This window comes from Enterobacter sp. 198, assembly GCF_009025585.1.
GTDB lineage: Bacteria > Pseudomonadota > Gammaproteobacteria > Enterobacterales > Enterobacteriaceae > Enterobacter > Enterobacter ludwigii.
Window position 1 is genome coordinate 1 of record NZ_WCIM01000004.1, and the last position, 12,530, is coordinate 12,530.

Consider the following 12,530-nt stretch of genomic DNA (forward strand, 5'->3'; position numbering starts at 1 on the left):
CACTACAAAGGCAGGTTCTTTAAGGTAAGGAGGTGATCCAACCGCAGGTTCCCCTACGGTTACCTTGTTACGACTTCACCCCAGTCATGAATCACAAAGTGGTAAGCGCCCTCCCGAAGGTTAAGCTACCTACTTCTTTTGCAACCCACTCCCATGGTGTGACGGGCGGTGTGTACAAGGCCCGGGAACGTATTCACCGTAGCATTCTGATCTACGATTACTAGCGATTCCGACTTCATGGAGTCGAGTTGCAGACTCCAATCCGGACTACGACGCACTTTATGAGGTCCGCTTGCTCTCGCGAGTTCGCTTCTCTTTGTATGCGCCATTGTAGCACGTGTGTAGCCCTACTCGTAAGGGCCATGATGACTTGACGTCATCCCCACCTTCCTCCAGTTTATCACTGGCAGTCTCCTTTGAGTTCCCGGCCGGACCGCTGGCAACAAAGGATAAGGGTTGCGCTCGTTGCGGGACTTAACCCAACATTTCACAACACGAGCTGACGACAGCCATGCAGCACCTGTCTCAGAGTTCCCGAAGGCACCAAAGCATCTCTGCTAAGTTCTCTGGATGTCAAGAGTAGGTAAGGTTCTTCGCGTTGCATCGAATTAAACCACATGCTCCACCGCTTGTGCGGGCCCCCGTCAATTCATTTGAGTTTTAACCTTGCGGCCGTACTCCCCAGGCGGTCGACTTAACGCGTTAGCTCCGGAAGCCACGCCTCAAGGGCACAACCTCCAAGTCGACATCGTTTACGGCGTGGACTACCAGGGTATCTAATCCTGTTTGCTCCCCACGCTTTCGCACCTGAGCGTCAGTCTTTGTCCAGGGGGCCGCCTTCGCCACCGGTATTCCTCCAGATCTCTACGCATTTCACCGCTACACCTGGAATTCTACCCCCCTCTACAAGACTCTAGCCTGCCAGTTTCGAATGCAGTTCCCAGGTTGAGCCCGGGGATTTCACATCCGACTTGACAGACCGCCTGCGTGCGCTTTACGCCCAGTAATTCCGATTAACGCTTGCACCCTCCGTATTACCGCGGCTGCTGGCACGGAGTTAGCCGGTGCTTCTTCTGCGGGTAACGTCAATTGCTGTGGTTATTAACCACAACACCTTCCTCCCCGCTGAAAGTACTTTACAACCCGAAGGCCTTCTTCATACACGCGGCATGGCTGCATCAGGCTTGCGCCCATTGTGCAATATTCCCCACTGCTGCCTCCCGTAGGAGTCTGGACCGTGTCTCAGTTCCAGTGTGGCTGGTCATCCTCTCAGACCAGCTAGGGATCGTCGCCTAGGTGAGCCGTTACCCCACCTACTAGCTAATCCCATCTGGGCACATCTGATGGCAAGAGGCCCGAAGGTCCCCCTCTTTGGTCTTGCGACGTTATGCGGTATTAGCTACCGTTTCCAGTAGTTATCCCCCTCCATCAGGCAGTTTCCCAGACATTACTCACCCGTCCGCCACTCGTCACCCGAGAGCAAGCTCTCTGTGCTACCGTTCGACTTGCATGTGTTAGGCCTGCCGCCAGCGTTCAATCTGAGCCATGATCAAACTCTTCAATTTAAGTTTGATGCTCGTGAATTAAACTTCGTAATGAATTACGTATGTTCACTCAGAGACTTTGGTATTCATTTTTTGTCCGAAGACATTAAGAATCCATGTCACTTTGAGTGCCCACACAGATTGTCTGATAAATTGTTAAAGAGCAGTGCCGCTTCGTTTTCGCTACGGCGCGGGGTGTGCATATTACGCTTTCCCGCTTCAGAGTCAAGCATTTATTTTCGCTTATCTCTGCTGACCCGGCGGCGTGTGTGCCGTTGTTCCGTGTCAGTGGAGGCGCATTATAGGGGGTAATTCTGAAGCTGCAAGGATAAAGTGAAAATCATTTACTGACTGCTCACTTTCCAGGCAATTTGCATCCCAGACCTCAATTCTGGCCTGGTTTTTAAACAAAAACGAGCCGCAAGCGGCCCGTTTTTGCGTTTTGTGACTTACTGCACTGCCACAATTTTGTCGTCGTTGGCTTCCAGACGGATAACTTTGCCCGGAATCAGCTCCCCGGAGAGTATCTGCTGCGCCAGTGGGTTTTCGATCTGTTGCTGGATTGCGCGTTTCAGCGGACGCGCCCCATAAACCGGATCGTACCCATTTGCGCTCAAGAGCTTCAGCGCATCATCGGAGATGTGAATTTCATATCCACGCTCTTCCAGACGTTTATACAGACGCTGCAGCTGAATCTGCGCAATCGACGCAATATGTTTCTCACCCAAAGGATGGAACACTACCACTTCATCAATACGGTTAATGAACTCTGGACGGAAGCTATGGCTTACCACGCCCATCACCAGATCCTTCATATGGCCGTAGTCCAGTTCACCGAAACGTTCCTGAATCAAATCGGAACCCAGGTTCGAGGTCATGATCACTACCGTGTTACGGAAGTCGACCGTTCTCCCCTGTCCGTCGGTCAGCCGTCCATCGTCAAGAACCTGCAGCAGAATGTTGAACACATCCGGATGCGCTTTTTCCACTTCATCCAGCAGGATGACGGAATAAGGACGACGGCGCACCGCTTCTGTCAGGTAGCCACCTTCTTCATAACCCACATATCCTGGAGGCGCACCGACCAGTCGCGAAACGGAGTGTTTCTCCATAAACTCGGACATATCGATACGGACCATCGCGTCATCGCTGTCAAACATGAAGTTAGCCAGTGCCTTACACAGTTCGGTTTTACCGACACCCGTAGGCCCCAGGAACAGGAACGAACCGATCGGACGATTAGGGTCAGACAACCCTGCACGGCTACGGCGAATGGCATTAGAGACCGCTTCAACCGCCTCGTTCTGACCAATCACGCGCTGATGCAGATCCTGCTCCATGCGCAGCAGTTTGTCGCGTTCGCTTTCCATCATGCGCGCAACCGGAATACCGGTCCAGCGAGCCAGCACTTCAGCGATCTCCTCATCCGTTACTTTGTTTCGTAACAGACGCATCGTTTTGCCTTCCGACTGCGTGGCGATCTCAAGCTGTTTTTCAAGCTCAGGAATTTTGCCGTACTGCAGTTCAGACATTCGCGCCAGGTCACCCACACGACGCGCTTGCTCAATGGCAATTTTCGCCTGTTCCAGTTCAGCTTTAATTGTCTGAGTACCCGAGAGTGATGCTTTTTCCGCTTTCCACTCTTCTTCCAGCTCAGAGTACTGACGTTCTTTATCGTCCAGTTCTTCGTTGAGCATATCCAGCCGTTTCTTACTGGCTTCATCAGACTCTTTCTTCAGTGCCTGCTGTTCCAGTTTAAGCTGGATGATGCGACGGTCGAGCCTGTCCAGCTCTTCCGGTTTCGAGTCAATCTGCATACGAATGCTCGAGGCCGCTTCATCAATAAGGTCGATTGCTTTATCGGGCAACTGACGGTCAGCGATATAACGATGCGAAAGCGTGGCCGCTGCAACAATCGCCGGGTCAGTAATCTGCACATGGTGGTGCAGTTCATAACGTTCTTTCAGCCCACGCAAAATCGCGATGGTATCTTCAACGCTAGGCTCAGCAACAAACACTTTCTGGAAACGACGCTCCAGCGCAGCATCTTTTTCGATGTACTGACGGTACTCATCCAGCGTGGTAGCCCCTACACAGTGAAGTTCCCCACGTGCCAGGGCTGGTTTCAGCATATTACCGGCATCCATCGCGCCGTCCGCTTTACCTGCGCCGACCATGGTGTGCAGTTCGTCAATAAACAGAATGACGTTGCCTTCCTGTTTCGCCAGGTCGTTAAGCACGCCTTTCAGACGCTCTTCGAACTCACCGCGGTATTTCGCCCCGGCCACCAGCGCACCCATGTCGAGCGCCAGTACACGACGACCTTTCAGCCCTTCCGGCACTTCACCGTTCACAATGCGCTGCGCCAGACCTTCGACGATGGCGGTTTTACCGACCCCCGGCTCACCAATCAGCACCGGGTTGTTTTTGGTACGACGCTGCAGTACCTGGATAGTACGGCGAATCTCTTCATCACGGCCGATCACCGGGTCAAGCTTGCCCTGCTCGGCACGCTCGGTCAGGTCGACCGTAAATTTTTTCAAAGCCTGACGTTGGTCTTCGGCTCCCTGATCGTTCACGCTTTCACCTCCGCGCATTTTCTCAATCGCCTGAGTCACATTGGCGGTGGTTGCGCCGGCAGATTTCAGCAGGTCGGTCAAGGTACCGCGTGATTCAAGCGCCGCCAGAACGAAAAGTTCTGACGAAATAAAGTTGTCCCCACGTTTTTGCGCCAGCTTGTCGCAAAGATTCAGCACACGCACCAGATCCTGAGACGGCTGAACGTCGCCACCGGTACCTTCTACCTGGGGTAAACGGCTCAGAGCCTGATCGATGGCGGTGCGTAACTGGCCAGCATTAATGCCGGCAGACGTTAATAACGGACGTACCGATCCCCCTTCCTGATTCAGCAAGGCGCTCATTAAATGAAGAGGTTCGATGAATTGGTTGTCGTGCCCCAGTGCAAGGGACTGGGCATCGGCGAGAGCAAGCTGGAATTTATTAGTAAGACGATCCAGACGCATAACTCCTCCCATAACAGGTCAAATTTGCTACTGGAGATTAAATGAGGTCATCCCTCAATTATTCAAGGTTAATGACCTGAATTATGTGAAAAGAAAACGGCACGTTCCGGATCGTCTTGATTCTTTAGGTTATATCAGCCAAATAAAACTTGCCATACGACCTGTCGTCTTGTCGCGGCGATAAGAGAAAAAATCACCCTTTTCGGTGAAGGTACAGCGATCGCCGCCGAAGATCTGCGTCACGCCGACATTATTCAGGCGCTGGCGGGCCAACAGGTAAATATCGGCCAGATATTTTTCACCGGCAGGAAGGAAAGCATCCGCGGCTTGCAGATCTTTCTCCATAAAGGCTTCGCGGACCTCGGGTCCCACTTCAAACGCACGAGGACCAATGGCCGGGCCGAGCCAGGCCATGATATTCGCAGGGTCATCTTTAAAGCAGGCGACGGTCTCTTCGAGCACACCTTCACACAGACCACGCCAGCCCGCATGCGCTGCTGCCACCTCGGTACCGGCACGGTTACAGAACAGAACCGGCAGGCAATCGGCAGTCATTACCGCACATACCGTTCCCGGGGTATCACTGTAAGACGCATCGGCCCGTTTAGACGCATAGGGTTCGCCCGTTAACGTCAGTACCGTTTTACCGTGAACCTGTTCCAGCCAGACCGGTTTCGACGGTAAATTCCCGGCAGCAAACAGGCGTTTGCGGTTTTCTTCAACGTGCTCCAGGTTGTCACCACAGTGTGCGCCGAGATTCAAAGATTCCCACGCGCCCTGGCTCACACCGCCGATACGGGTTGAACTGCAGGCAGCCACGCCCTCAGGCAGTGGCCACTCCGGGACAATCAGTTTGGTCATAACCAGTCCACTTGATCTTTATGTTCTTCAAAATCAACACGCATGGCGTCAATAAGGTCGACCATATCCTGTGGGATCGGCGCGTGCCATTCCATCTGAATACCGGTGATAGGATGGTAAAGACGCAGCATCGTTGCGTGCAGCGCCTGGCGATCAAACTTACGCAGTACGCTAATGAACTCATCCGATGCACCTTTTGGCGGACGCGGACGACCACCGTAGACCTGATCGCCCACCAGCGGATGGGTAATGTGCGCCATATGAACACGGATCTGGTGAGTACGACCGGTTTCCAGACGCAGACGCAGACGCGTATGAATGCGGAAGTGTTCCATAATGCGGTAGTGCGTCACCGCTGGCTTACCCATCGGGTGCACCGACATATGGGTACGTTTGGTTGGGTGACGGCTGATAGGCTCTTCCACCGTGCCGCCAGCGGTCATATGACCAATGGCCACCGCTTCATATTCGCGGGTGATTTCACGCAGCTGCAGAGATTCCACCAGACGTGTCTGAGCTGGAACGGTCTTTGCCACCACCATCAGACCCGTGGTGTCTTTATCCAGACGGTGAACGATGCCGGCGCGTGGAACATCCACGATAGGCGGGTAATAATGGAGAAGTGCGTTAAGGACCGTGCCATCAGGATTCCCCGCGCCCGGATGAACAACCAGGTCACGTGGCTTGTTGATCACCAGGATGTCATCATCTTCATAGACGATGTTCAGCGGGATATCCTGCGGCTCGAAGCGGATATCCTCTTCGATTTCAGCATTGATGGCGACGGCTTCCCCACCTAACACTTTCTCTTTTGGTTTGTCCCAGATCTTGCCGTTTACCAGCACGCGCTGGTCAAGGATCCATTCTTTTATGCGTGAACGCGAATAATCAGGGAACAATTCGGCCAAAGCCTGATCTAAGCGTTGACCGAGCTGATTTTCGGAGACTGTTGCGGTGAGTTCTACTCGTTGTGCCATAAACTGCTTCTTCGTTTAACGTTGGGTTTTACGGCTTTGCCGTTTAATATAGTGTGCTATTGTAGCTGGTCTTAATCGGGAGCAGGAACAGAGTTTCTCCCGGACAAACATTTGAGGAAAGTCAAAACGTCATGACGCGCATGAAATATCTGGTGGCAGCGGCCACGTTGAGCCTGGCTTTGGTGGGCTGCTCCGGTTCAAATGAACAGGTCCCTGACAATCCGCCGAATGAAATCTATGCGACTGCACAACAAAAGTTGCAGGACGGTAACTGGAAACAGGCGATAACGCAACTGGAAGCGTTGGATAATCGCTATCCATTTGGTCCGTATTCGCAGCAGGTACAGTTAGATCTCATCTATGCCTACTATAAAAATGCCGATCTGCCGCTGGCTCAGGCAACCATCGATCGTTTCATGCGTCTGAACCCGACTCATCCTAACATCGATTACGTCATGTACATGCGCGGTCTTACCAACATGGCGCTGGACGACAGTGCCCTGCAAGGTTTCTTCGGTGTGGATCGTTCTGACCGTGACCCGCAGCATGCGCGTGATGCTTTCAACGACTTCTCTAAACTGGTGCGCGGCTACCCGAACAGCCAGTACGTCACTGACGCGACCAAACGTCTGGTGTTCCTGAAAGATCGTCTGGCGAAATACGAATACTCCGTTGCGGAATACTATACCCGCCGTGGCGCATGGGTTGCCGTGGTTAATCGTGTAGAAGGTATGTTGCGTGATTACCCGGATACACAGGCAACGCGTGATGGCCTGAAGCTGATGGAAAATGCTTACCGTCAGATGCAGATGACCGCACAGGCTGACAAAGTGGCGAAAATCATCGCCGCGAACAGCAGCAACACCTGATATTGCCTCAAAGCAAAACGGCAGCCTTCGGGCTGCCGTTTTTTTATGCGTTCAGAGATCAGCTGAAGCGGTTTAGCCTCAACACATCCTATCAACTATGACCGCAAATCGGGCCTTCCACAAGGTAAATATCACCTCTTCCTGCCCTGCCTCACAAAAAACATTCCCTGACAAAAACCGACAAAATAACGTGATCTAAATCACACATTTTGACATTAGGACAGGTATGCTGGAATCACCAAGACGGAAAGACAAGAGGTAAAATTTATGACAATGAACATTACCAGTAAACAAATGGAAATTACTCCGGCAATCCGCCAACACGTCGCAGACCGTCTCGCCAAACTGGATAAATGGCAAACACATTTGATTAACCCACATATCATCCTGTCCAAGGAGCCGCAAGGTTTCATCGCTGACGCAACTATCAATACTCCAAACGGCCATCTGGTCGCCAGCGCAAAACATGAGGATATGTACACCGCTATTAACGATTTGATCAACAAGCTGGAACGGCAGCTCAATAAAGTGCAACACAAAGGTGAAGCCCGTCGCGCCGCAACGTCGGTGAAAGACGCCAGCTTCGCGGAAGAAGTTGAAGAAGAGTAATCCTTTAAATTGAGTTTACCGCCAACGCGCCTTCGGGCGCGTTTTTTATTGACAGCGTGAAAACAGTACGGGTACTTTAACGGTATCAACGACAGGATGATTTCATGAAACACACACCGTTTTTCTTCGCATTCTTTTTTACCTTCCCCTGATTGGGAGGCGTTTCGTCGTGTGATAAAGAATGCGAAGACGAACAACAAGGCCTCCCACACCGGGAGGCCTTTTTTATTAATAACGATAAACGAGACAGGCAACACTATGACACCGGAAAACCCGTTACTGGACCTGCGAGTGAAAATCAGCGCACTGGACGAAAAATTACTGGCCCTGCTGGCAGAACGTCGCACACTCGCCATCGAAGTGGGAAAAGCCAAGCTGGACTCCCATCGGCCGGTGCGTGATATTGATCGTGAACGCGACCTGCTGGAACGCCTGATTCAGCTTGGCAAAGCGCACCACCTCGACGCCCATTACATCACCCGTTTGTTCCAGCTCATCATCGAAGACTCCGTTCTGACCCAGCAAGCGCTACTCCAGCAGCATCTGAATAAAACGAACCCGCACTCTGCACGTGTCGCCTTCCTCGGCCCTAAAGGCTCTTACTCTCACCTTGCCGCGCGCCAGTACGCAGCACGTCATTTCGAAGAGTTTATTGAAAGCGGCTGCGCAAAATTTGCTGATATTTTCAATCAGGTCGAAACCGGACAGGCGGATTACGCCGTCGTACCGATTGAAAACACCAGCTCTGGTGCCATTAACGACGTGTACGATCTTCTGCAGCACACTACGCTGTCGCTGGTTGGCGAGATGACAATTCCTATCGATCACTGCGTACTGATCTCTGGCTCAACCGACCTGAGCCAAATCGAGACGGTGTACAGTCACCCACAACCGTTCCAGCAGTGCAGTCAGTTCCTCAACCGTTATCCGAACTGGAAAATTGAGTACACCGAAAGCACTTCTGCGGCGATGGAAAAAGTGATGCAGGCAAATTCCCCGACGGTGGCCGCGCTTGGCAGCGAGGCGGGCGGAGCGCTGTATGGGCTGCAGGTACTGGAACGCAACCTGGCGAACCAGACGCAAAATATCACCCGCTTCGTGGTACTGGCCCGTAAAGCCATCAATGTCTCTGAGCAGGTTCCGGCTAAAACGACGCTGCTGATGGCGACCGGGCAGCAGGCGGGTGCGCTGGTTGAGGCCCTGCTGGTACTGCGTAACCACAACCTGATCATGACGAAGCTGGAATCTCGCCCGATTCATGGTAATCCGTGGGAAGAGATGTTTTATCTGGATATCCAGGCCAACCTGGAATCTGCATCCATGCAGAAAGCCCTGCGTGAACTGGGTGAAATCACCCGCTCAATGAAAGTGCTGGGCTGCTATCCGAGCGAAAACGTCGTGCCGGTTGACCCCGCTTAACGTTCGATAAAGCGGCTCTTCTTCATCCCTGCCACGCTAACGGGCAGGGTGAAGATGGCGCCGGAGAGCGGATACTGCGCCACTTCATCCGCATCCATATTTTCCCGCGTGGTCGTGATAAACAGGGTCTTCATATCCTCGCCGCCAAAGCAGACCATCGTCGGACAACGAACCGGCAAGCGATGCTCTTCCAGTTGCTCCCCCTGCGGTGAAAAGCGCGCAATACGCCAGCCATCAAACATTGCGCTCCAGTAGCAGCCTTCTTCATCTATCGCAGCACCGTCGGGTATGCCCTCCCCCTCTTTAAAGCGGCGGAATATCTCGCGTTTCCCCGGCTCACCTTGCTCATCAAGCGGCGTGCGGTAGATAACGCCATTTGGCGTGTCAGAGGTGAACATCCACTGTTTGTCCGGGCTGAATGCCAGACCGTTGTGCCCGTGAATATCACACTGGATCACTTTCGGCGTCAGGTCATTATCGATACGCATCAGCATGGCGCCGTTGTAATCCCCCGGCCCCCAGAAGGTTCCCGCATAGAACCGTCCATGATGATCGGTACCTCCATCATTAAAACGCGCCAGTTGCGGGTTAGAGGGGTTATCACACACCTTGCGCTGAAGCAGGCCGTGCTTGTCAGCAAGCCAGATGCCATTGCGCATCGCGACGATAAAGCCGCCACGCTCACGCAGAGCGAAACAGCCTACTTCTTCATGGAAAGAGAGTACCGTGTGTTCCGCGGTGGGCAGATGATAACGGTGGATCTCCCCCTCCAGAATATCTGCCCAGTAGAGCGCATGCTCTTCGGCACTCCACGTCGGACATTCGGGCAGATGCCCGGTGTAATTCAACAGCGGCTGCGGTTCGGCCATAACAGTTCCCCAAAATGAAAAAAGCCAGCATTGCTGGCTTTTAGTATATACATCATCGCATTACTGGCGACTGTCATTTGCCTGACGCAAAAGCGTGCGGCTCTCACTCTGAAAACGTTGCGCATAATCGCCAAACCAGTGCTCGACTTTACGGAAGCTGTCGATAAACGCCTGCTTATCGCCATGCTCCAGCAAGGTGATCGCTTCACCAAACCGCTGGTAATAACGTTTGATAAGCGCCAGGTTGTTCTCAGAGGACATAATAATGTCGGCGTAAAGCTGCGGATCCTGAGCGAACAAACGCCCGACCATCGCCAGCTCCAGACGATAGATCGGCGAAGAGAGCGCCAGCAACTGTTCAAGCTGCACATTCTCTTCCGCCAGATGCAAACCGTAGGCAAAGGTCGCAAAGTGGCGCAGCGCCTGAATGAACGCCATGTTCTGATCGTGCTCTACCGCGCTGATCCGGTGCAACCTGGCCCCCCATACCTGAATTTGTTCCAGGAACCACTGATAGGCCTCCGGCTGACGACCATCGCAGTACACCACAACCTGCTTCGCCAGGCTGCCACTGTCCGGACCAAACATCGGGTGCAGGCCAAGCACCGGGCCAGTATGCGCCGCCAGCATCGCCTGCAGGGGGCCATTTTTGACCGATGCAAGGTCAACCAGGATGCAATCTTTCGGCAACGGTGGAAGCTTGCCAATGATCTGCTCCGTCACGTGGATAGGCACGCTGACGATAACCATCCCCGCATCGGCCATCAGCGCTGGCGCGTGTTCCCAGTCCTCTTTTTCCAGAATGCGAACCTGATAACCAGAAAGCGTCAGCATTTTTTCAAACAGACGCCCCATCTGGCCCGCACCACCCACAATAACCACCGGGCGCAGGGACGGACAGAGGGTTTTGAAGCCCTTATCGTTTTCGCTGGAATAGGATTCCCGCATTACGCGACGCAAGACATCTTCAATCAGATCCGGCGAGACGCCCAGCGCCTGGGCCTCTTTGCGCCGCGAGGCCAGCATGGATGCCTCACGCTCCGGGACGTAAATCGGCAGGCCGTATTTGCTTTTTACCTCACCCACTTCGGCAACCAGAGCCATACGGCGCGCCAGCAGGTCCAGCAACGCCTTATCCACTTCATCAATTTGATCGCGTAACGCGGTCAATTCAGCAACCATAACTACCCTCTTAAGCCAGACGCGTCGCCAGCTGGCCGCTTACATCTTTATGGATCTCACGCAGCAGCGCGTCGGTGGTTTCCCAGCTGATGCAGGCATCCGTGACGGATACGCCGTGCTTCATTGCGCTGCGCGGTTGTTCAGATGACTGATTGCCTTCATGAATATTGCTCTCAATCATCAGACCGATAATAGAACGGTTGCCGTCTTTTATCTGTGCCACCACAGATTCCGCAACCGCAGGCTGACGACGGTAATCTTTATTCGAATTACCATGACTGCAATCTACCATCAGTGCCGGGCGCAGTCCCGCCTGCTCCATCTCTTTTTCACACTGTGCCACATCTGCCGGGCTGTAGTTCGGTGCTTTGCCACCGCGCAGGATCACGTGACCATCCGGGTTACCCTGCGTTTGCAGGAGGCAAACCTGCCCCGCCTGGTTAATGCCGACAAAACGGTGTGGCATTGCCGCGGCACGCATGGCGTTAATCGCGGTGGCCAGGCTGCCATCAGTACCGTTTTTAAAACCAACCGGCATCGACAGACCAGACGCCATCTCGCGGTGGGTTTGTGATTCTGTGGTGCGTGCCCCAATGGCAGACCAGCTAAACAGGTCGCCCAGGTACTGCGGGCTGTTCGGATCCAGCGCTTCAGTGGCCAGCGGCAGCCCCATGCTGACCAGCTCCACCAGCAGGCGACGCGCAATTTTCAGCCCTGCTTCCACATCAAACGAGCCATCCATGTGCGGATCGTTAATCAACCCTTTCCAGCCAACGGTGGTACGTGGCTTCTCAAAATAGACGCGCATTACCAGATAGAGGCTATCGCTGACCTCCTCCGCTAATGTTTTAAATCGACGAGCGTACTCAATGGCGGCTTCAGGATCGTGAATAGAACAAGGACCACATACCACCAGCAGGCGCGGATCGCGGCCAGCGATAATGTCTGAAATGGTCTGACGCGAGTGCTCAATTTGAGCCTCCTGCGCGACGCTCAGCGGGAATTCCGCTTTCAGTTGATCCGGAGTAATCAAAATCTGTTCGTCAGTGATGTGTACGTTGTTCAGCGCGTCTTTTTGCATGATTGCGATCCTGTAAAGCTCGTTTGCGATAGTTGTTTTCCTCGAAGAGGTGAAACAACGATACCATAACAAGTAAAGATTTCAATCCAAAATACG

General features: G+C 53.2%; 10 protein-coding genes, 1 rRNA gene and 1 other annotated feature. Of the genes, 4 read left to right on the forward strand and 7 right to left on the reverse strand.

Features of this window, described 5'->3' with window-relative positions; all coding sequences use genetic code 11:
* Positions 1–25 precede the first annotated feature (25 nt).
* From F8561_RS00045 to rluD, 4 genes are all read right to left on the reverse strand, one after another.
* Positions 26–1,565, reverse strand: a 16S ribosomal RNA gene (locus F8561_RS00045).
* A 428-nt stretch (positions 1,566–1,993) separates the two neighbouring features.
* A complete protein-coding gene (gene clpB, locus F8561_RS00050) occupies positions 1,994–4,567 on the reverse strand; it encodes an ATP-dependent chaperone ClpB (RefSeq protein ID WP_032680474.1) in 2,574 nt (857 codons plus the stop codon).
* 129 nt (positions 4,568–4,696) lie between these two features.
* Positions 4,697–5,428 (reverse strand): purine nucleoside phosphorylase YfiH, encoded by a 732-nt coding sequence (gene yfiH / locus F8561_RS00055; protein WP_032678710.1) that lies wholly within the window; start codon positions 5,426–5,428, stop codon positions 4,697–4,699.
* Positions 5,425–6,405 carry a 23S rRNA pseudouridine(1911/1915/1917) synthase RluD gene (gene rluD, locus F8561_RS00060; protein WP_014171235.1) on the reverse strand — a complete coding sequence of 327 codons (981 nt, stop codon included), beginning with the start codon at positions 6,403–6,405 and terminating at the stop codon, positions 5,425–5,427. The genes yfiH and rluD overlap by 4 nt, the downstream gene beginning before the upstream one ends.
* 131 nt (positions 6,406–6,536) lie before the next feature.
* Between rluD and bamD the strand changes: the two genes are divergently transcribed.
* The 4 genes from bamD (at position 6,537) to pheA (ending at position 9,302) form a co-directional block, all read left to right on the forward strand.
* Positions 6,537–7,274 carry an outer membrane protein assembly factor BamD gene (gene bamD, locus F8561_RS00065; protein ID WP_013098339.1) on the forward strand — a complete coding sequence of 246 codons (738 nt, stop codon included), beginning with the start codon at positions 6,537–6,539 and terminating at the stop codon, positions 7,272–7,274.
* A gap of 267 nt (positions 7,275–7,541) precedes the next feature.
* Entirely contained in the window at positions 7,542–7,883 is a 342-nt protein-coding gene (gene raiA, locus F8561_RS00070) for a ribosome-associated translation inhibitor RaiA (protein ID WP_003863162.1), read from the forward strand.
* 103 nt (positions 7,884–7,986) lie between these two features.
* Positions 7,987–8,112: a sequence feature (Phe leader region), on the forward strand.
* Positions 7,988–8,035 (forward strand): pheA operon leader peptide PheL, encoded by a 48-nt coding sequence (gene pheL / locus F8561_RS00075; RefSeq protein ID WP_001386991.1) that lies wholly within the window; start codon positions 7,988–7,990, stop codon positions 8,033–8,035. (Overlaps the previous feature by 48 nt.)
* A 29-nt stretch (positions 8,113–8,141) precedes the next feature.
* Positions 8,142–9,302 carry a bifunctional chorismate mutase/prephenate dehydratase gene (gene pheA, locus F8561_RS00080; protein WP_151887017.1) on the forward strand — a complete coding sequence of 387 codons (1,161 nt, stop codon included), beginning with the start codon at positions 8,142–8,144 and terminating at the stop codon, positions 9,300–9,302.
* Here the strand turns inward: pheA and F8561_RS00085 are convergent.
* The 3 genes from F8561_RS00085 to aroF are packed head-to-tail and all read right to left on the reverse strand — an operon-like array spanning position 9,299 to position 12,434.
* Positions 9,299–10,171: an SMP-30/gluconolactonase/LRE family protein gene (locus tag F8561_RS00085; RefSeq protein ID WP_151887018.1), complete on the reverse strand. Its 873-nt coding sequence runs from the start codon at positions 10,169–10,171 to the stop codon at positions 9,299–9,301. The two genes, pheA and F8561_RS00085, sit on opposite strands and share 4 nt — an antisense overlap.
* Before the next feature lie 60 nt (positions 10,172–10,231).
* Positions 10,232–11,353 (reverse strand): bifunctional chorismate mutase/prephenate dehydrogenase, encoded by a 1,122-nt coding sequence (gene tyrA / locus F8561_RS00090; RefSeq protein ID WP_014171239.1) that lies wholly within the window; start codon positions 11,351–11,353, stop codon positions 10,232–10,234.
* A 10-nt stretch (positions 11,354–11,363) separates the two neighbouring features.
* The gene (gene aroF, locus F8561_RS00095) at positions 11,364–12,434 is read right to left on the reverse strand and encodes a 3-deoxy-7-phosphoheptulonate synthase AroF (RefSeq protein ID WP_032680469.1); all 1,071 of its coding nucleotides are present in this window, start codon (positions 12,432–12,434) and stop codon (positions 11,364–11,366) included.
* Between the last annotated feature and the right edge of the window lie 96 nt (positions 12,435–12,530).

Bases quoted from the DNA above. Each gene is read 5' to 3' on its own strand.
- clpB (WP_032680474.1), bottom strand. From the start codon at position 4,567: ATGCGTCTGGATCGTCTTACTAATAAATTCCAGCTTGCTCTCGCCGAT.
- yfiH (WP_032678710.1), bottom strand. From the start codon at position 5,428: ATGACCAAACTGATTGTCCCGGAGTGGCCACTGCCTGAGGGCGTGGCT.
- rluD (WP_014171235.1), bottom strand. From the start codon at position 6,405: ATGGCACAACGAGTAGAACTCACCGCAACAGTCTCCGAAAATCAGCTC.
- bamD (WP_013098339.1), top strand. From the start codon at position 6,537: ATGACGCGCATGAAATATCTGGTGGCAGCGGCCACGTTGAGCCTGGCT.
- raiA (WP_003863162.1), top strand. From the start codon at position 7,542: ATGACAATGAACATTACCAGTAAACAAATGGAAATTACTCCGGCAATC.
- pheA (WP_151887017.1), top strand. From the start codon at position 8,142: ATGACACCGGAAAACCCGTTACTGGACCTGCGAGTGAAAATCAGCGCA.
- F8561_RS00085 (WP_151887018.1), bottom strand. From the start codon at position 10,171: ATGGCCGAACCGCAGCCGCTGTTGAATTACACCGGGCATCTGCCCGAA.
- tyrA (WP_014171239.1), bottom strand. From the start codon at position 11,353: ATGGTTGCTGAATTGACCGCGTTACGCGATCAAATTGATGAAGTGGAT.
- aroF (WP_032680469.1), bottom strand. From the start codon at position 12,434: ATGCAAAAAGACGCGCTGAACAACGTACACATCACTGACGAACAGATT.